Genomic DNA, 17,170 nt, shown 5'->3' with positions numbered 1-17,170 from the left:
GCGTCATGCGCAGCGGCGTGTCGCATCGCGAATGCCCAAAAACTGAGGCATCCTGATGAACAAGTTGACTTTGGCTGACTGGCAGGACAAGGCGGCGTCGCTCAAGATCGAAGGGCGCGCATTCATCGACGGCGCGTCGCGCGACGCGCACGGCGGCAAGACGTTCGACTGCGTGAGCCCGATCGACGGCCGCGTGCTCGCGAAGGTCGCCGATTGCGGCGAAGCCGACGTGAACGCGGCTGTGGCCGCCGCGCGCCGCGCGTTCGACGCGGGCGTGTGGGCCGGGCTGAACCCGCGTGCACGCAAGGCCGTGCTGCTGCGCTGGGCCGCGCTGATGCGCGAGCATCTCGACGAGCTGTCGCTGCTCGAAACGCTCGACGCCGGCAAGCCGATCGGCGACACGACGACGGTCGACGTGCCGGGCGCCGCGTACTGCGTCGAATGGTTTGCGGAAGCGATCGACAAGGTGGGCGGCGAAGTCGCGCCGGCCGATCATCATCTCGTCGGTCTCGTCACGCGCGAGCCGGTCGGCGTGGTGGCCGCCGTCGTGCCGTGGAACTTCCCGATCCTGATGGCCGCGTGGAAATTCGGCCCGGCGCTCGCGGCCGGCAACAGCGTGGTGCTGAAACCGTCGGAGAAATCGCCGCTGACCGCGATCCGCGTCGCGCAACTCGCGTATGAGGCCGGCATTCCCGCCGGCGTGTTCAACGTCGTGCCGGGCGCGGGCGAGCCGGGCAAGCTGCTCGCGCTGCATCGCGACGTCGACTGCATCGCATTCACGGGCTCGACGGCGGTCGGCAAGCTGATCATGCAGTACGCCGCGCAGTCGAACCTGAAGCGTGCGTGGCTCGAACTCGGCGGCAAGTCGCCGAACATCGTGCTGCCCGATTGTCCCGATCTCGACCGCGCGGCACAGGCGGCTGCCGGTGCGATCTTCTACAACATGGGCGAGATGTGCACGGCAGGCTCGCGCCTCCTCGTGCATCGCGACATCAAGGACGCGTTCATCGAGAAGCTCGTCGCGGCCGCACGCGCGTACGTGCCCGGCAATCCGCTCGATCCCGCGGTGTCGATGGGCGCGATCGTCGACGGCATCCAGCTCGAGCGCGTGCTCGGCTATATCGAGGCCGGGCGCAGCGAAGGCAGGCTCGTCACGGGCGGTGCGCGCGTGAAGGAGGAAACGGGCGGTTTCTACGTGGAGCCGACGGTGTTCGAGGTGAAGCCGGATGCGAAGATCGCGCGCGAGGAGATCTTCGGGCCCGTGCTGTCGGTGATCGTGTTCGACGATGTCGACGAAGCGGTGCGGATCGCGAACGACACCGAATACGGGCTGGCGGCGGCCGTGTGGACGTCGAACCTGACGACCGCGCACGACGTGTCGCGCCGGCTGCGTGCGGGCACCGTCTGGGTGAACTGCTACGACGAAGGCGGCGACATGAACTTCCCGTTCGGCGGCTACAAGCAGTCGGGCAACGGCCGCGACAAGTCGCTGCATGCGCTCGAGAAATACACCGAGCTGAAGTCGACGCTGATCCGGCTGCGCTGACGCGCAATCGGGCGCGGGCGCAGCGCCGGTTGGCGGTGTGCCCGCGGGTCGCGGCGCGCGGGCGTTATGCGGCGCGCAGCGCGGGGTGGAAGCCGGCGGCTTCGATGATCGACCGCACGCGCTCGGCGCCTTGCGCCGATTCGACCTTGACGATCTTCGCCGCGACGTCGATGTCGAGCTTCGCGGCGGGATCGGCGGCCGTCACCGCGCGCGTGATGGCGTTGGCGCAGCCGCCGCAGGTCATGTCCTGGACTTCGAATTCCATCGTGTTCTCCTGAGTTGACGATTGACAAGCATCGACAGCATGAAGCTTGCCACGGTGGGAAGGTCAAGCGTACGCGTGTTGCCGGAAATCCGTGTCGCGGCCTCGCTGCAGCGTCAGACGGTTGTAAACATGAAGTCTGATGAATCGCGAGCGTGCCTTTGACGTCATTCCGAATTTATCCCGATTGACGGCGAAGCGTGCTGGCGCACACGGGGCGGATGCCTTGCCGGGCAACGCGCGACGACGATCCGTGAAGCGTGATCACCATGTTGCCAGTAAGGGTACGCGAGTTGAAAATGCGAATCGATCTTAGTATCGGTTCCCTTCGATATTTCAATTCGTTACTGTCATGAACCGTTTTGCTTTCGGCTTCGCGCTGGCCCTGCTGGGCGCATCGGCCACGTCCGCATTCGCGGCCGACGATGTCGTCAACCTGACCCTGAAGGACCACAAGTTTTCGCCCGATGGCGTGACGATCCCGGCCGGCAAGAAGGTGAAGTTCGTCGTGAAGAACCTCGACGCGACGCCCGCAGAATTCGAGAGCGACGACTTCAAGGCGGAGAAGGTCATCCCGGCCGGCAAGTCGGTGGAAATCATGGTCGGGCCGCTGAAGGCCGGCACGTACGAATTCCACGACGAGTATCACGAAGCGCAGTCGAAGACGCACCTGACCGTCAAATAAGCCGATATCGCCATGTTGTCTACTGCCCTGATCGTCTTTCGTGAAGTGCTCGAGGCCGCGCTGGTGGTGTCGATCGTGATGGCCGCCACCAAGGGCGTGCCGCGGCGCGGCTGGTGGGTCGGCGGCGGGCTGGTGGGCGGCGTGATCGGCGCGGGTCTGATTGCCGCGTTCGCCGACGTGATTTCGCAGTGGGCGTCCGGCATGGGGCAGGAGGTGTTCAACGCGGGCGTGATGTTCGTCGCGACGCTGATGCTCGCGTGGCACAGCATCTGGATGAGCCGGCACGGCCGCGAGATGGCGATGCAGATGACCGAGGTCGGACGTGCCGTCGCGGCCGGCAGCAAGCCGCTGACGGGGCTGGCGATCGTGGTCGGCGTTGCCGTGCTGCGCGAAGGCTCCGAGGCCGTGCTGTTCCTGTACGGCATCGCGGCGGGCGATCCGGGGCAGACGCCGCAGATGATCGTCGGCGGCCTGCTCGGCGTGCTGGGCGGCGCCGGGCTCGGCTACGGGATGTATGCGGGCCTGCTGCAGATTCCGCTGAAGCGCCTGTTCTCCGTCACCAACTGGCTGATCGTGCTGCTCGCGGCGGGGATGGCGAGCCAGTGCGTCGGCTTCCTGCTCGCGGCGGGCCTCGTGCCGTCGTGGGGCGACGTGATCTGGGATACGTCGTGGCTGCTCAAGGAAACCAGTATCGTCGGCAAGGCGCTGCATACGCTGATCGGCTATACCGCGCGACCGGCGGGCATCCAGATCGTCGCGTACCTTGCGACACTGGCCACCATCGTCGGGCTGGCACGGCTCGTCGGCCGGCCGCAGGCGGCCATGCGGCCGCCACGGCCGGTGGCCTGAGTTGTCCGGGTGCGAATAAAAAAGGGGCGTTCATCACGGACGCCCCTTTTTTCATGTGCGGTTCGCGGCCGGCCCGTGCGCGGCCTCCACAGCCGCGTGCGGGTGGCGCACGCCGCGTTTGCTCAGCGGTGGCTGTCGATCCAGGCGCGAGCCCATTCGAGCCCCGCGTCGCGCGCGTCGTCCTCGGTGTCGAACACGCCGAGCACGCCGGATGCCTCGACCAGCTTGTTGTTCTGCGTGATCGTGCCGCTCGCCGCGAAGCGCTCGGGTTGCAGGATCTCGTCCTGCTGCAGGATCGCGTGCCCCCAGATCTGGTAGCCGTGATAGGTTTGCGCTTCCATTATCGAGCTACCTCCGCGGAGCGGCCGTGCGTGCCGACCTGCAGCACGTTGCCGTCCGGCGTGTATTGACGCGGGATGTTGGCGTAATTCAGTGCGTGCGGCGCATCGGGCGCAGCCGGCTGCATCACCGTCAGGCGTCCCGGTGCGGGCTGCGCAACGGGGCGCGGAGCGGCCGGCGTCCCGGCCGCGGGCGGACGGTGCGAATCGGTTTTCACGGCCTGCGCGACGCGGCGCTTGTGCGGTTTCGCCGCGGCTTTCGGGGTGGCGTTCGCGTGCTTCTCCGCGCTCTTGCCGGCGCGTGCGTCGGCGCCCGTGTGCGTGGCCGCGGTACGGGCATCCGGGGTACGGACTTCCGGCGCGTGGGCTGCCGGCTTCCGTGCTTCGGGCGGGTTCCAGACCTCGACGTAATGCTCGGCGGCCCAGCCCGTCGACGCGAACGTCAGCGCCAGTACACCGCATCCAATCAGTCTTACCATTGTCTCTCCGTCTGTCTCGGCGGCGCACACGTTGCTGGTGCGCCGACCGGTGCCCTGCCTTACTCCACCGTCACCGACTTCGCGAGGTTCCGCGGCTTGTCGACGTCGGTGCCGCGCGCGCACGCGGTGTGATACGCGAGCAATTGCAGCGGCACGACGTGCAGGATCGGCGACAGTTGCCCATAGTGCTCCGGCATCCGGATCACGTGCAGGCCGTCGTCGTTGACGATCTGCGTGTCGGCATCGGCGAACACGTACAGCTCGCCGCCGCGCGCACGCACTTCCTGCATGTTCGACTTCAGCTTCTCGAGCAGCGTGTCGTTCGGCGCGACCGTGACGACCGGCATCGCTTCCGTGACGAGCGCGAGCGGCCCGTGCTTCAGCTCGCCGGCCGGATAGGCCTCGGCGTGGATGTACGAGATTTCCTTCAGCTTCAACGCGCCTTCGAGCGCGATCGGGTAGTGCAGCCCGCGGCCGAGGAACAGCGCGTTTTCCTTGCGCGCGAATTCCTCCGACCACGCGATGATCTGCGGCTCCAGCGCGAGCACGCTGTTCAGCGCGGCCGGCAGGTGGCGCAGCTGCTTCAGGAATTCGGCTTCCTGCGCGGCATCGACGTGCCCGCGCAGCTTGCCGAGCGTGGCCGCCAGCACGAACAGCGCGACGAGCTGCGTCGTGAACGCCTTCGTCGACGCGACGCCGATCTCGGTGCCCGCGTGCGTCAGGAACTGCATTTCGGTGAGGCGCACCATCGCGCTCGTCGCGACGTTGCAGACGGCGAGCGTATGCGTATGGCCGAGCGACTGCGCGTGCTTGAGCGCGGCGAGCGTGTCGGCCGTCTCGCCCGATTGCGAGATCACCAGCACGAGCTGGCGCGGGTTCGGCACCGATTCGCGGTAGCGGTATTCGCTCGCGATCTCGACCTGGGTCGGAATCTTCGCAATCGATTCGAGCCAGTACTTCGCGGTGAGGCCCGAGTAGTAGCTCGTGCCGCACGCGAGGATCAGCAGGCTGTCGATGCCAGCGAACGCGGCGGGCGCGGCGTCGCCGAACAGCGTCGCGTCGAACGCGTCCGCCTGCGGCACGGTATCGCTGATCGCGCGCGGCTGCTCGAAGATCTCTTTCTGCATGAAGTGGCGATACGGCCCGAGTTCGACCGCGCCGCCGTACGCGCTGACCACGCGGATCTCGCGCTGCGCGGTGGCGCCGTTGCGGTCGACGATCTTCACGCCGTCGAGCGACAGCTCGCACACGTCGCCTTCCTCGAGGAACGTGAAGTGGTCGGTGCTGCCCGCGAGCGCGAGCGCGTCGGACGCGAGGAAGTTCTCGCCGTCGCCGTGGCCGACCACGAGCGGCGAACCCTGGCGTGCGCCGACGACGGTGTGCGGCTGGTCCTTGTGGATCACGGCGATCGCATATGCGCCGTGCAGCTGGCCCACCGCTTCACGCACCGCGTCGAACAGGTTGCCGCGATACAGGCTGTGCACGAGGTGGGCGATGACTTCGGTGTCGGTCTGCGACACGAATTCGTAGCCCTTCGCGCGCAGCGCTTCGCGCAGCGATTCGAAGTTCTCGATGATGCCGTTGTGGACGAGCGCGAGCGCGTTCGACGAGAAGATCGGGTGCGCGTTGTGCGTGACGGGCGCGCCATGCGTCGCCCAGCGGGTGTGCGCGACGCCGGTGGTGCCTTCGAGGTTTGACTCGCGCACCTGCGCGTCGAGATCGGCGACGCGTGCGACGCTGCGCGCGCGCTTCGGTGCGTCCGGCTCGAGCACGGCGACGCCGCACGAGTCGTAGCCACGGTATTCGAGGCGCCGCAAACCTTCGATCAGCACCGGAACGATATTACGCTGCGCAACTGCGCCGACAATGCCGCACATGAAATCTACCTTCCATAGGGAAGCGGGCGCCGTACGGCACCCGCGTGATGTTAACTTTTCTTCTTGACCGGGCGGACGTAGCCGCTCTTCGCGGTCTGGGTCTTCTCGTTCAACGCGAGCAGGCCGTCGGCCACGTCCTTCCAGATCGTCGTGCCGGCGGCGATCGTCACGCCGCGGCCGACACGCACGGGTGCGACGAGCTGCGTATCGGAGCCGACGAACACGTCGTCCTCGATCACGGTGCGGAACTTGTTCGCGCCGTCGTAGTTGCAGGTGATCGTGCCCGCGCCGATGTTCACGCGCGCGCCGATGTCGGCGTCGCCGATGTACGTGAGGTGGTTCGCCTTCGAGCCGTGGCCGATCACCGCGTTCTTCACCTCGACGAAGTTGCCGACGTGCGCTTCGTCCGCGAGTTGCGCGCCGGGGCGCAGCCGCGCGTACGGGCCGATCACGGTGTGCGCGCCGAGCTCGGCGCCGTCGATGTGCGTGAACGCGTCGATGCGCGTGCCCGCGCCGACCGACGCATTGCGGATCACGCAGTTCGCGCCGATCGTCACGTTGTCCGCGAGCGTCACGTTGCCTTCGAACACGCAGTTCACGTCGATCGACACGTCGCGGCCGCAGCGCAGCGTGCCGCGCACGTCGACGCGCGCCGGATCGGCGAGCGTGACGCCCGCGACGAGCAGCGCGTCGGCGATGGTGCGCTGGTGGATGCGTTCGAGCTCGGCGAGCTGCGCCTTGCTGTTCACGCCGAGCGTTTCCCATTCCTCGTCGGGCTGCGCGGTGACGACCTCGAAACCGGCCTCGATCGCGAGTTCGACGACGTCGGTCAGGTAGTACTCGCCCTGCGCGTTCTCGTTCTTCAGCGCGCCGAGCCACATCGACAGCTGGGCCGTGGGTGTGACGATGATGCCGGTGTTGATCTCGGCGATCTTCAGCTGTTCGGGCGACGCGTCCTTCTGTTCGACGATGCGCGTGACGAAGCCGGCCGCGTCGCGCACGATGCGGCCGTAGCCGGTCGGATCGTCGAGCGTGACCGTCAGAATCCCGTAGCGGCCTTCGCGCGCGGCGTCGACGAGGCGCTGCAGGGTCGACGCGCGCGTGAGCGGCACGTCGCCGTACAGCACGAGCGTCGGTTGCGCGGGATCGAGGAGCGGCAGCGCCTGGCGCACCGCGTGGCCGGTGCCGAGCTGTTCGGCCTGCACCGCGAACTGGACGTCGGGCGCGGCGACGGCGGCCTGGACCTGCTCGGCGCCATGACCGACGACGACGACGAGCCGGGACGGCTGCAGCGTACGCGCGGTGTCGATGACGTGGGAGAGGAGCGGCCTGCCGGCCAGGGGGTGAAGCACTTTCGGCAGCGCGGAACGCATGCGCTTGCCGGTGCCTGCCGCCAAAATCACGATATTCATGGCGCGCGCTTGGGTCAGAGTTCGAAGCCGTCCATTTTAGCATGCGGCCCCTGTCGCTCCGGGCCTGTCGCGGCGGGGCGACAGCGCCGGAAAGCGGCCTTGCGGCCCCGTTCCGGCGGGTGTTCCGGCCCTGCTTACAGGTCGTCGAACTGGACGATCGAGATCGGTTGGGCGCCGCCCGGCGCCGGGCTGTCGTCGCCCGACGCGCACGGTTCCTCGTCGAACGCGATGTCGCCCTGCGGATCGGCCTCGCCGGTCGCGCGCAGCGACTGGAACGGGTACAGCGTCGTGTCCATCAGGTGCGACGGCACGACCTTCGCGAGCGCGTTGAACATGTTCTCGACGCGGCCCGGGAAGCGCTTGTCCCATTCGCGGATCAGCGCCTTCATTTCCGCGCGCTTCAGGTTCGGCTGGCTGCCGCACAGGTTGCACGGGATGATCGGGAATTCGCGCAGCTCCGCATATTTCTCCAGATCGGTTTCCTTCACGTACGCGAGCGGGCGGATCACGATGTTCTTGCCGTCGTCCGACTGCAGCTTCGGCGGCATCCCCTTCAGCTTGCCGCCGTAGAACATGTTGAGCAGCAGCGTCTGCACGATGTCGTCGCGGTGGTGGCCGAGCGCGATCTTGGTCGCGCCGAGCTCGCCGGCCACGCGGTACAGGATCCCGCGGCGCAGCCGCGAGCACAGCGAGCAGGTCGTCTTGCCTTCGGGCACGAGGCGCTTGACGATGCTGTAGGTGTCCTGGTTCTCGATGTGGAACGGCACGCCGACCTGCTTCAGGTATTCCGGCAGCACGTGCTCCGGGAAGCCCGGCTGCTTCTGGTCGAGGTTCACCGCGACGATGTCGAAATCGATCGGCGCGCGCTCGCGCAGGCGCAGCAGCACGTCGAGCATCGCATAGCTGTCCTTGCCGCCCGACAGGCACACCATCACCTTGTCGCCTTGCTCGATCATGTTGAAGTCGCCGATCGCCTGGCCGACCTGGCGCACGATCCGCTTGAACAGCTTGTTGTTCTCGTACGCGTCCTTCTGTTCGCGGCGCGTCAGCGCCGGGCGGCCGGCCGGGGCGGCGGGCGTGTCGAGGGTGGCGGCATCGGCCGCCGTGTCATTCATGTGGGGGGCGTTCATGCGCGCTCCTCGTCCTTGATGCGAAAGACTTCGACGCCGACGGCGTCGCAGTCCGGATAAGCGTCCGGTTTCTCGGTACGGACGCGTACCGCGCGCACGGCATCGTGCGCCAGCAGGCGCGCGGCGATCGCGTCGCACAGCGTTTCCTGCAGGTGGATGTGGCCGCGCGCCAGGCATTGCGTGACGCTCTGCTTCATCAGATCGTAGTCGACGATTTCATGCAGCCGGTCGTCGACGGGGGTGGACAGCGCGAGCGGCACGAACAGGTCGACATTGATGACGACGCGCTGCTCGCCGCGCTTCTCGTGTTCGAAGGCACCGATGTTGATGTGCACTTCGTAGTCGCGCAGGTAGAGCCTGCGGCAGTCCGCGAGGCGGGGGTGCAGGAGAGCGGAAAACATGGTCGTCCCAGTCAAATTGGCGTGCGCGCACGCAAAGCGGCGCGGGCGGCGGCGCTCAGGCCGCGCGTTTCCGCGCAGTTCATTCATTCGGGCCGGCGGCGGGCGGCACGAGGTGCTCGCCGCCGTCGACGGTCAGCGTCGCGCCGGTGACGCCCGGCGCGCTCGCGAGATAGCAGGCGGCCGCCGCGATGTCGTCCGCGTGCGGCGCGTGGCCGCGCACGAGCGCCGCGACCCGCACCTTCGGCGCGAGCGCCAGTGCGAGCGCCGACGTCGCGCGGTTCAGCGCGGCCTGCATCAGCGCGTGCGACAGCTGCGCCGGTGCCGGGTGAAACAGGGCCTGATCCAGCACGTGGATCGCGCAGGCGCGCAGCGCCTCGTGCTCGCGCGCGGCGTCGGGCGTCGCATCGGCGAGCGCGCGGGCCAGTGCGAGCGGCGCCGTCACGTTGCGCGCGAGGGCGCCGGCGAGCGACGCGCCGTCGACCGTGTGCGCGTCGTCGGCGCCGGCGCTGGCGCTCACGAACACCGCGCACGCGGGCCGGCCGAGCGCCGCGCCGCACGCGGCGACGAGTCCGGCGGCGTCGGCTTCCAGGGCCAGATCGGCGTCGAGCACGACCGCGCGGCGGCCGAGCGCCGCGACTTCGGCGACGAGTGCGTCGGTTGCCGCATGCGGCGCGCCGTGGCTGCGCTGCAGCGCGACGTCCCAGCCGCGCCGGGCGAATCCGGTCGCGAGCGCACGACCGATCGACGCGGCGTCGGCTGCGCTGCCCAGGGCACCCGTGATGAGCGCCACGCGCTGGGTCGACGTATCGGCTGAAACGGTCATTTACAATGCCGGGATGAACCCGAAAGCTCACGAACCCACTAGTTTACCTGCTCCCGGCCCTGACGCGCTCGCGCAGTCCGAAACCCTCGCCGCGCAACTGCGCGACGAGATCGCGGCGGCCGGCGGCTGGCTGCCGTTCGACCGCTTCATGGAGCGTGCGCTGTATGCGCCCGGCCTCGGTTATTACAGCGGCGGCGCGCGCAAGTTCGGGCGCCGCGCCGACGACGGCAGCGACTTCGTCACCGCGCCCGAGCTGTCGCCGCTGTTCGCGCAGACGCTCGCGCAGCCGGTCGCGGAAGCGCTCGCGGCGAGCGGCACGCGCAGCGTGATGGAATTCGGCGCCGGCACGGGCAAGCTCGCGGCCGGGCTGCTCGCGGCGCTCGACGCGTTGGGCGTCGAACTCGACGCCTACCTGATCGTCGATCTCTCGGGTGAGCTGCGCGAGCGGCAGCGCGACACGATCACGGCCGCCGCCCCGGCGCTCGCCGCCAAGGTGCGCTGGCTCGACGCGCTGCCCGAGCGGTTCGACGGCGTCGTGGTCGGCAACGAGGTGCTCGATGCGATGCCGGTGCGCCTGTTCGCGAAGGCGGGCGGCGCATGGCACGAGCGCGGTGTTGCGCTCGACGCGCGGCAGGCGTTCGTGTTCGAGGACCGTCCGGCCGCACCGGCCGGCCTGCCGCCGGTGCTCGCGGGCCTTGACGATGCGGCGGACGGTTACGTGACCGAGACGCACGAGGCCGCGCTGGCGTTCACGCGCACCGTCTGCACGATGCTCGGGCGCGGCGCGGTGCTGCTGGTCGACTACGGCTTTCCCGCGCACGAGTACTACCACCCGCAGCGCGACCGCGGCACGCTGATGTGCCACTACCGTCACCATGCGCACGACGATCCGTTCCTGTACCCGGGGCTGCAGGACATCACCGCGCACGTCGAATTCACCGGCATCTACGACGCGGCCGTCGCGACCGGCGCCGATTTGCTCGGCTACACGTCGCAGGCGCGCTTCCTGCTGAACGCGGGCATCACCGACGCGTTGTCGGCGATCGATCCGTCGGACATCCACGCGTTCCTGCCTGCCGCGAACGCGGTGCAGAAGCTGATTTCCGAAGCCGAAATGGGCGAGCTGTTCAAGGTGATCGCGTTCTCGCGCGGCATCGACGGCACGCTCGACGCGTTCGCGCGCGGCGACCGCTCGCACGCACTCTGACCGGAGCCGACATGCTGCGCTGGCTGATGACGTCGTTCGTCGCGGTGATGGTCCTGACGCGCTGCTGGCCGTGGCTCGGCAAGCTCGGCATCGGACGGATGCCGGGCGACGTCACGCTGACGCTCGGCGGGCGGCGCTACCCGTTCCCGTTCATGTCGACGCTGGTGCTGACGATGCTGCTGTCGATGGTGGCGCGGCTGCTCTGAGCCGCGCCGAAAAGAGCGGCGGCGCGCTACAGCTCGATTTCGCCGAGGATCCGGTGTGCGAGCGCCTTTGCCTCTTCGAAGGCTTCCTCCTCGCTGGGGCTCGTCGAGTGGACGTCGTAGCGCGTGTTCTCGGTGTCGTCCCCGTCATCCCGCGCGAGGATCACGTAACCCTGGAACTGCCCGTTGCCCGCATGCTGGGTATGCGCCTTGGCCGTGTAGATGCCCTTCGTGAACGTGTTGGTGTCCATGGTGCTCTCCCGCAAAAGGACACTTCATCGTAGCACTGCGGCGCAGCATGTACAGCGCGGCTTATCGGTGACCGAACGGGGTCCGGCTGCCATCCTCCCGTCATCGTTCGATCAGTGCGACGACCTCGTCGAGCGTCGGCGCGTGCGCGCCCGTATGCCGGCAGGCCGCGGCGCCCGCCGCCAGCGCGAACACGAGGTGCTCGCGCCAGGTTCGCTGCGGCGCGGCCATCAGGCTGAACAGCATGCCGCCGATCGACGCGTCGCCCGCGCCGACGGTGTCGGCCACCTCGACGCGCGGCGGGCTCGCTTCATGCACGTCGCCGTCCGCGTAGAGCGTCGCTGCCTGCGCGCCGCGCGTGACGAGCACGGCCGCGCGCGGGTTCAGCGCGCGCACCGCGCCGATCGCGTCGGGGCCGTCGCCGCCGAACAGGTGCCGCAGGTCCTCGTCGGACACCTTGATCAGGTCGGCGAGCGCGGCCATCTTCTCGAGCGTCGGCCGGAATGCGGCCGTCATCAGGTTGCGGACGTTCGGGTCGAAGCTGATCTTCACGCCGCGCGCGTGCAGGTCGGCCGCGAGCGCGGCCAGCGTGCCGGCGAGCGGTTCGCGCACGAGGCTGATGCAGCCGAAGTGCGCCCATTTCACGTGATCGGTCCAGCCCGCCGGCAGCCGCGCCGGATCGAACGCGAGGTCGGCACTCGCTTCGCCGATGAAGAAGTACGCGGGCGGGCGGGTCTCGTGGACGATCGCGAGCAGCGGCGGCCGCGCGACGCGCTGCAGGAAGCGCAGGTCGAGCCCGGCCGCTTCGCTCGTGCGCCACAGCACGTCGGAGAAGCAGTCTTCGCCGATCGAGCCCGCGAGCGCGCTCGGCACGCCGAGCCGCGCAACCGCGCGCGCGACGTTCCAGCCGGCGCCGCCCGGCACCGAGGTCCATTGCGCGTCGCCCGCGCGCACCATGTCGGTCAGGATGTCGCCCGCCGACACGAAAGCCGGAAACGTGCCGCCGCTCATTGTGTCGGCTCGCTGCGTTGCGCGCGCGCGAGGGTCGCGAGCACGTCGTAGCACGCGCCCATCGTGTGATAGTCGGTCTTGCCGGCCGGGCTCTTCTCGTCGCTGTACTTGCGGTTGTCGCAGGTGAGGATGCGGTACCACGCGCCGTAGCGGTGATCGACGAAGTGCGCCCAGCTGTAGCGCCAGATCTCGTCGTACCAGTCCCAGAAGCGCTCGCTGCCGGTGCGCGCGCCGAGCATCGCGGCGGCGGCGAAGGTTTCCGCCTGCACCCAGAAATACTTGTTGTGGTCGCAGATTGTGAAGTCGGGGCCGAAGCCGTAGCACAGGCCGCCGTGATCGGCGTCCCACGCGTGCGTGAGCGCCGCGTCGAACAGCTCGGCCGCGCGCGGCACGAGCCAGTCGAGCGGGCGGTGCCGCTCGAGGATCAGCAGCAGCTTCGCCCATTCGGTCTGGTGCCCGGGCTGGAAGCCCCACGGGCGGAAGATGTTCGAGCTGTCTTCCTTGTTGTAATCCCAGTCGACCGACCAGTCCGCATGGTAGTGCTCCCACACGAGCCCGCCCGACAACGCGGCCTGGCGCTGCGTGATGTGGGACGCGAGCTTTTCCGCGCGATCGAGGTACGTGAGGTGGCCGGTCGCCTCGTACGCCGCGAGCAGCGCCTCCGTCATGTGCATGTTCGCGTTCTGGCCTCGGTACGACGACACGATCCAGTTCGGCGTCGCGTCGTCCGCATAGAGGCCCGCGGCCGCATCCCAGAAACGGTGCTCGGCGAGCTCGAAGGTCGCCGCGATCAGCGGGCGGGCCTCGTCGAGGCCGGCCATCGTCGCGTGCGCGGCCGCGAGCAGCACGAACGCGAGCCCGTAGCAGTGGCGCGTGCCGTCGAGCGTCGCGCGCTTCGCGCCGTCGCGCCAGTCGAGCTCCCAGTCGTAGCCCTGCAGTGCGTCGTCCCAGTGCGCGTCGCGCAGGAAGCGCAGGCCGTGGCGCGCATATTCCAGGTGGCGCGGATCGCCGAAATGCCGGTACGCCATTGCGTAGTTGAAGACGAACCGGCAACTGCTGACGAGGTGGCGCGACGTGCGGTTGTAGATGCTGCCGTCGTCGCGGAAGTAGTGGTAAAAGCCGCCCGTCGGGTCGAACGCGTTCGTCGCGTAGAAGCGCAGCGTGTCCTCGACGTGCGACAGCAGGAACGACGGATCGCGGAAACTCGCGACGAACGGCGCAGCTTGCGTGTGGGCGGCCGGCGCGGCCGTGCAGGGTTGGACCGGGGGCATGTTCATGATTCGGTGACCGTGGCGGTATCGAGTGCCGGGGAGCCGGCGGGCTGGCTGCTGGCCCGCACGATCAGCTCGACGGGCAGGGAAATCTCGGTGCGCTCGGGCGCCTCCGCGAGCAGCAGCTCGACGCCGCGGCGGCCGAGCGCCTCCTTGTCGACCGCGAGCGTCGTGAGCGGCGGGCTCGCATGCGCGGCGGCCGGGATGTTGTCGAAGCCGACGATCGCGATGTCGTCGGGAATGCGCAGCCCGCGCGCGGTGCAGACGCGCTGCGCGGCGAGCGCGGCCGCGTCGTTGTACGCGAACACGGCTTCCGGGCGCGGGCCCGGCGCGTCGAGCAGCTGCTCCATCGCCCGCGCGGCGCCGGTGTCGGGATCGAGCCCCGCATCGATCGTCACTTCGTACGCGGGATCGAACAGCCGCCCGGCCTCGAAGAACGCACGCCGGTAGCCGATTGCGCGCTGCGCGATGCTGTAGTGCGCGGGCGAGCCGCCGATGAACGCGATCCGCGTGCGGCCGGTGGCGAGCAGGTGGCGCATCGCGAGCGCCGCGCCCGTCGCGTTGTCGATGTTCACCGAGCGCAGCCCGGGCGCCCACAGGTCGATCAGCACGAGCGGGCGGCCGGTCGCGGCGAGCGCCTCGATCGTCTCGGGCTCGATGAAGCCGGCTACCGCGATCGCGTCAGGCGCGTGCGGGCGCATCTGGCGCAGCACGTCGTCGTTCGGCCCGACCGTGAGCAGCGTCGGCACGATGCCGCGCTCGCGGCACGCGTCCTCGACGCCGTGCAGCACGTGCGAGAAGAACGGGCTGGCCGGAAAGCGGTTGTGCTGGCGATGCAGCAGGAAAGTGAGCCGGCGGATGCGCGGCCGCAGTTGCGCGGGATCGTAGCCGAGCCGCTGCGCGATCTCGACGATGCGCGCACGCGTCGCTTCGGACAGGCCGGGCTGGTTTTTCAGCGCGCGGGAGACGGTGCCGATCGAAACCTCTGCCGCCCGCGCCACATCGCGAATGGTCGTACCCATCGTTCAGGGTCCGGTTTGTTTAGGGTGGAAGCGATTGTATAGTAAAACGTATTGCGGAATTCGGGCCGGATAGCCGGGGAATACCCGCAAATTCCCGGGTTTTAAGCGCTAATCTGCGAAAACACCGTTACTAAAAATACTAAACAAAACGCGAAAAAGGCAAGGTGGAGAGGCGGGCGTGTCGCGAGCGGGAAACGGGCGGCAAGCGGGCGGCAAGCGGGCTGGCTTCATCCGTTCACGGCAGCGGTGCCCGATCGCCGCCCGCGGGCCACCGCGAAGTCAGTGTGCCACTCACGGTCTGGCTGCCTGGCGGATGAGTGTCCGCCGTCGCCGCACCAGGCGCCGCCGTGTCTGCAAACGACGGTCGCCCGCCGTTCAGCGGATTGCCACGGCCGGCGGCTCGCCGCGATGGCGCAGCGCGGCGCGGCCCGCATCGAGGTCGACGACCGCGAGCCCATCCGGCTGCTGTTTTGCGCGCCGTTTCGCGAGCGCGGCGACCGACGCGATCTCGTCGCTGCCGTAGCGTTTCGCGCCGTGCGCGCCGGCCGCCACGCCGACCGCGCCGATCGCCATCGTCACGAAGCCGAAGAACGCCGGGTTGCCGTGGCGGTCCTCGCCGTGCAGCCCGCCCGCCTGCCGGTCGGCCTGCGTGTAGAAGAGCTGCGCGCCTGCGTTGAAGCGGGCGATCGCGTCGGCGGCGCGTTCGCGCCAGTCGTCGCGCTGGAACAGCACGAGGAAATCGTCGCCGCCGACGTGCCCGAGAAAGTCGCGCTGCGGGTCGCACACGCCGGCCAGCACCGTCGCCGCGAACTTCAGCACCTCGTCGCCCTGCCAGTAGCCGTACTGATCGTTGAATGGCTTGAACTGGTTCAGGTCGACGTAGCACGCATGAAAGCCGGCGTCGCGCTGCAGCAGGCGGTCGATATGCGCGCTGATCGGGATGTTGCCGGGCAGGAACGTCAGCGGATTCGCGTAGCGCGCGGCCTCGATGCGCATCTCGGTCACCGCGCGCACCAGGCTCTCGCCGGTGCCGAGCCCGACGTAGCGGCCGTGTTCGGTGATCACGAAGCCGTCCGCGAGATAGCGCTGGTCGTGGCTCGCGAGCAGCATCGCGAGCTGCTCGAAGGTCGTCGCGTTGTCGATCATCAGCGGCGCGTCGTTCGCGAACTGCAGGCACGGCTTCTTCCCGAACACCTCGCGGTGATACGGCAGCGCGAAGCGGTCGATGAAGCCGCGGCGATTCACGAGCGCGACGGGCCGCCCGCGTTCGACGAGCGCGACCGCATGCAGGTCGGGCATCCGGTTGAACAGGTCGAGCACGTCGTTGCTGGTCGCGTCGCGCGGCAGCGCCGGCGCGGGCACCAGCATCTTCCCGGCGATCGTGCCGGCCGGCCGCACCGAGCGCGTCGCGCCGGGAAACACCGCGATGTGCGGCGCGCGGATCGCATCGCGCGCGGCCGGCGCGACGACCCGCGACGGCTGCGCGTTCGGCCGGCCGAGCAGGAAGCCCTGTACGCAGCAGATGCCCATGTCGCGCACGACGATCAGGTCGCACTCGTTCTCGATGCCTTCCGCGATCAGTTTCGCGCCGCTCGCCTGCGCGAAGTGCTGCATTGCCTTCACGGCCTCGAACTTCAGCGGGTCGCGGGCGATGTCGTGGATGAAGAAGCGATCGATCTTCACGACGTCGGGATGCAGGCGCAGCCACAGGTTCATGCTCGCGTTCGCGGTGCCGTAGTCGTCCAGCGCGAACTGGATGCCGGCGTCGCGCAGCGACGCGACCGCCGGGCCGATCTGGGCGACATCGGGAATCGCATTCTGCTCGGTCAGCTCGATCACGATGCGCTCGGCGCCGATTCGCGCGCGGACGAGGAGCTGGCGTGCCCGCTCGCGTTCGCTGGCGAGCTTCAGGATCGTCCCGGCGCTGAAGTTGAGGAACAGCTTGCCGTCGCAGCCGAGTGCCGCGAATGCGTCGAGGCAGGTGCGCGCGGCGGCCTGTTCGAGCGCGATCGTTTCGCCTTCGCGCGCGGCCTGTGCGAACAGCGCGACGGGCGGTTCGAGGTCGGTGCCGCGCGGGCCGCGTATCAGGCCCTCGTAGCCGACGACCGTCCCCGACCCGAGATCGACGATCGGCTGGAAGACGGCGGCGAGCGCGCGATCCGCGATCAGGCGCGTGATGCTGACGGCAGCGGAGTCGGGGTGGGGCGCGGGCATGGGCGAGGGCAGCCGAATCGACAGGACGCCCGACTTAACGGCATCGCTCGCGGAGAATTGAATGAAGATTTCGTGACGCGATGGGCGTTGGTGGTGCATCGCGCCTGGGGTGCATCGGGAAGGGCGGTGCGGCGGTGCGGCGGTGCGGCGGTGCGGCGGAAAGGCGGAAAGGCGGAAAGGCGGAAAGGCGG

The 17,170-nt window shown here is 68.9% G+C and carries 18 protein-coding genes; 5 read left to right on the top strand and 13 right to left on the bottom strand.

Annotated elements, in window-relative coordinates; translation table 11 throughout:
• The first annotated feature begins 55 nt into the window (after positions 1 to 55).
• Entirely contained in the window at positions 56 to 1,546 is a 1,491-nt protein-coding gene (locus CFB47_RS17105; protein WP_089457054.1) for an aldehyde dehydrogenase, read from the top strand.
• Positions 1,547 to 1,610: 64 nt separating this feature from the next.
• Here the strand turns inward: CFB47_RS17105 and CFB47_RS17100 are convergent, their stop codons facing one another.
• The gene (locus CFB47_RS17100) at positions 1,611 to 1,811 is read right to left on the bottom strand and encodes a heavy-metal-associated domain-containing protein (protein ID WP_089461738.1); all 201 of its coding nucleotides are present in this window, start codon (positions 1,809 to 1,811) and stop codon (positions 1,611 to 1,613) included.
• Between the two features lie 349 nt (positions 1,812 to 2,160).
• Between CFB47_RS17100 and CFB47_RS17095 the strand changes: the two genes are divergently transcribed.
• The gene (locus CFB47_RS17095) at positions 2,161 to 2,493 is read left to right on the top strand and encodes a cupredoxin domain-containing protein (RefSeq protein ID WP_089441187.1); all 333 of its coding nucleotides are present in this window, start codon (positions 2,161 to 2,163) and stop codon (positions 2,491 to 2,493) included.
• A 12-nt stretch (positions 2,494 to 2,505) separates the two neighbouring features.
• A complete protein-coding gene (locus CFB47_RS17090) occupies positions 2,506 to 3,342 on the top strand; it encodes an FTR1 family protein (RefSeq protein ID WP_089441186.1) in 837 nt (278 codons plus the stop codon).
• Positions 3,343 to 3,464: 122 nt separating this feature from the next.
• On the opposite strand, the gene CFB47_RS17085 is transcribed toward CFB47_RS17090, so the two are convergent.
• The 7 genes from CFB47_RS17085 to CFB47_RS17055 all read right to left on the bottom strand — a co-directional run bounded on the left by CFB47_RS17085 (position 3,465) and on the right by CFB47_RS17055 (position 9,802).
• Positions 3,465 to 3,683: a hypothetical protein gene (locus CFB47_RS17085; RefSeq protein ID WP_011353435.1), complete on the bottom strand. Its 219-nt coding sequence runs from the start codon at positions 3,681 to 3,683 to the stop codon at positions 3,465 to 3,467.
• Complete coding sequence (locus CFB47_RS17080; RefSeq protein WP_089461737.1) at positions 3,683 to 4,159, bottom strand: hypothetical protein; 477 nt, start codon at positions 4,157 to 4,159, stop codon at positions 3,683 to 3,685. Before CFB47_RS17080 ends, CFB47_RS17085 begins: the two co-directional genes overlap by 1 nt.
• 59 nt (positions 4,160 to 4,218) lie before the next feature.
• Positions 4,219 to 6,036, bottom strand: a complete 1,818-nt coding sequence (glmS, locus tag CFB47_RS17075) for a glutamine--fructose-6-phosphate transaminase (isomerizing) (RefSeq protein WP_089457051.1) — start codon at positions 6,034 to 6,036, stop codon at positions 4,219 to 4,221.
• Positions 6,037 to 6,086: 50 nt separating this feature from the next.
• The gene (gene glmU, locus CFB47_RS17070) at positions 6,087 to 7,448 is read right to left on the bottom strand and encodes a bifunctional UDP-N-acetylglucosamine diphosphorylase/glucosamine-1-phosphate N-acetyltransferase GlmU (protein ID WP_089461736.1); all 1,362 of its coding nucleotides are present in this window, start codon (positions 7,446 to 7,448) and stop codon (positions 6,087 to 6,089) included.
• Between the two features lie 134 nt (positions 7,449 to 7,582).
• On the bottom strand, positions 7,583 to 8,578 hold the full coding sequence (gene ttcA, locus CFB47_RS17065; RefSeq protein WP_089461735.1) for a tRNA 2-thiocytidine(32) synthetase TtcA: 996 nt from the start codon (positions 8,576 to 8,578) through the stop codon (positions 7,583 to 7,585).
• Positions 8,575 to 8,979 carry a dihydroneopterin aldolase gene (locus CFB47_RS17060; RefSeq protein ID WP_089457048.1) on the bottom strand — a complete coding sequence of 135 codons (405 nt, stop codon included), beginning with the start codon at positions 8,977 to 8,979 and terminating at the stop codon, positions 8,575 to 8,577. The genes ttcA and CFB47_RS17060 overlap by 4 nt, the downstream gene beginning before the upstream one ends.
• Positions 8,980 to 9,058: 79 nt before the next feature.
• Positions 9,059 to 9,802, bottom strand: coding sequence for an SDR family oxidoreductase (locus CFB47_RS17055; protein WP_089457047.1), 744 nt, complete (start codon positions 9,800 to 9,802; stop codon positions 9,059 to 9,061).
• Between the two features lie 13 nt (positions 9,803 to 9,815).
• On the opposite strand from CFB47_RS17055, the gene CFB47_RS17050 reads away from it, so the two are divergent.
• Together CFB47_RS17050 and CFB47_RS17045 are read left to right on the top strand one after the other, a co-directional pair.
• Entirely contained in the window at positions 9,816 to 11,009 is a 1,194-nt protein-coding gene (locus CFB47_RS17050) for a class I SAM-dependent methyltransferase (protein ID WP_089461840.1), read from the top strand.
• Between the two features lie 11 nt (positions 11,010 to 11,020).
• Positions 11,021 to 11,215, top strand: coding sequence for a DUF2905 domain-containing protein (locus tag CFB47_RS17045; RefSeq protein ID WP_089461734.1), 195 nt, complete (start codon positions 11,021 to 11,023; stop codon positions 11,213 to 11,215).
• A 26-nt stretch (positions 11,216 to 11,241) separates the two neighbouring features.
• Here the strand turns inward: CFB47_RS17045 and CFB47_RS17040 are convergent, their stop codons facing one another.
• The 5 genes from CFB47_RS17040 to CFB47_RS17020 all read right to left on the bottom strand — a co-directional run bounded on the left by CFB47_RS17040 (position 11,242) and on the right by CFB47_RS17020 (position 16,979).
• Complete coding sequence (locus CFB47_RS17040) at positions 11,242 to 11,463, bottom strand: hypothetical protein (RefSeq protein WP_069249042.1); 222 nt, start codon at positions 11,461 to 11,463, stop codon at positions 11,242 to 11,244.
• A gap of 100 nt (positions 11,464 to 11,563) precedes the next feature.
• The gene (locus tag CFB47_RS17035) at positions 11,564 to 12,472 is read right to left on the bottom strand and encodes a carbohydrate kinase (protein ID WP_089457046.1); all 909 of its coding nucleotides are present in this window, start codon (positions 12,470 to 12,472) and stop codon (positions 11,564 to 11,566) included.
• Complete coding sequence (locus tag CFB47_RS17030) at positions 12,469 to 13,749, bottom strand: AGE family epimerase/isomerase (protein WP_089461733.1); 1,281 nt, start codon at positions 13,747 to 13,749, stop codon at positions 12,469 to 12,471. Before CFB47_RS17030 ends, CFB47_RS17035 begins: the two co-directional genes overlap by 4 nt.
• Positions 13,746 to 14,765, bottom strand: coding sequence for a LacI family DNA-binding transcriptional regulator (locus tag CFB47_RS17025; protein WP_039355370.1), 1,020 nt, complete (start codon positions 14,763 to 14,765; stop codon positions 13,746 to 13,748). Before CFB47_RS17025 ends, CFB47_RS17030 begins: the two co-directional genes overlap by 4 nt.
• Before the next feature lie 375 nt (positions 14,766 to 15,140).
• Complete coding sequence (locus CFB47_RS17020) at positions 15,141 to 16,979, bottom strand: phosphodiesterase (protein WP_089461732.1); 1,839 nt, start codon at positions 16,977 to 16,979, stop codon at positions 15,141 to 15,143.
• Between the last annotated feature and the right edge of the window lie 191 nt (positions 16,980 to 17,170).

This window comes from Burkholderia sp. AU27893 (assembly GCF_002223205.1).
Classification (GTDB): domain Bacteria; phylum Pseudomonadota; class Gammaproteobacteria; order Burkholderiales; family Burkholderiaceae; genus Burkholderia.
The sequence above is the reverse complement of the archived record's forward strand: the minus strand, read 5'-3'. Positions and strand labels throughout refer to the sequence as shown.

Bases quoted from the DNA above. Each gene is read 5' to 3' on its own strand.
- CFB47_RS17105 (WP_089457054.1), top strand. From the start codon at position 56: ATGAACAAGTTGACTTTGGCTGACTGGCAGGACAAGGCGGCGTCGCTC.
- CFB47_RS17100 (WP_089461738.1), bottom strand. From the start codon at position 1,811: ATGGAATTCGAAGTCCAGGACATGACCTGCGGCGGCTGCGCCAACGCC.
- CFB47_RS17095 (WP_089441187.1), top strand. From the start codon at position 2,161: ATGAACCGTTTTGCTTTCGGCTTCGCGCTGGCCCTGCTGGGCGCATCG.
- CFB47_RS17090 (WP_089441186.1), top strand. From the start codon at position 2,506: ATGTTGTCTACTGCCCTGATCGTCTTTCGTGAAGTGCTCGAGGCCGCG.
- CFB47_RS17085 (WP_011353435.1), bottom strand. From the start codon at position 3,683: ATGGAAGCGCAAACCTATCACGGCTACCAGATCTGGGGGCACGCGATC.
- CFB47_RS17080 (WP_089461737.1), bottom strand. From the start codon at position 4,159: ATGGTAAGACTGATTGGATGCGGTGTACTGGCGCTGACGTTCGCGTCG.
- glmS (WP_089457051.1), bottom strand. From the start codon at position 6,036: ATGTGCGGCATTGTCGGCGCAGTTGCGCAGCGTAATATCGTTCCGGTG.
- glmU (WP_089461736.1), bottom strand. From the start codon at position 7,448: ATGAATATCGTGATTTTGGCGGCAGGCACCGGCAAGCGCATGCGTTCC.
- ttcA (WP_089461735.1), bottom strand. From the start codon at position 8,578: ATGAACGCCCCCCACATGAATGACACGGCGGCCGATGCCGCCACCCTC.
- CFB47_RS17060 (WP_089457048.1), bottom strand. From the start codon at position 8,979: ATGTTTTCCGCTCTCCTGCACCCCCGCCTCGCGGACTGCCGCAGGCTC.
- CFB47_RS17055 (WP_089457047.1), bottom strand. From the start codon at position 9,802: ATGACCGTTTCAGCCGATACGTCGACCCAGCGCGTGGCGCTCATCACG.
- CFB47_RS17050 (WP_089461840.1), top strand. From the start codon at position 9,816: ATGAACCCGAAAGCTCACGAACCCACTAGTTTACCTGCTCCCGGCCCT.
- CFB47_RS17045 (WP_089461734.1), top strand. From the start codon at position 11,021: ATGCTGCGCTGGCTGATGACGTCGTTCGTCGCGGTGATGGTCCTGACG.
- CFB47_RS17040 (WP_069249042.1), bottom strand. From the start codon at position 11,463: ATGGACACCAACACGTTCACGAAGGGCATCTACACGGCCAAGGCGCAT.
- CFB47_RS17035 (WP_089457046.1), bottom strand. From the start codon at position 12,472: ATGAGCGGCGGCACGTTTCCGGCTTTCGTGTCGGCGGGCGACATCCTG.
- CFB47_RS17030 (WP_089461733.1), bottom strand. From the start codon at position 13,749: ATGAACATGCCCCCGGTCCAACCCTGCACGGCCGCGCCGGCCGCCCAC.
- CFB47_RS17025 (WP_039355370.1), bottom strand. From the start codon at position 14,765: ATGGGTACGACCATTCGCGATGTGGCGCGGGCGGCAGAGGTTTCGATC.
- CFB47_RS17020 (WP_089461732.1), bottom strand. From the start codon at position 16,979: ATGCCCGCGCCCCACCCCGACTCCGCTGCCGTCAGCATCACGCGCCTG.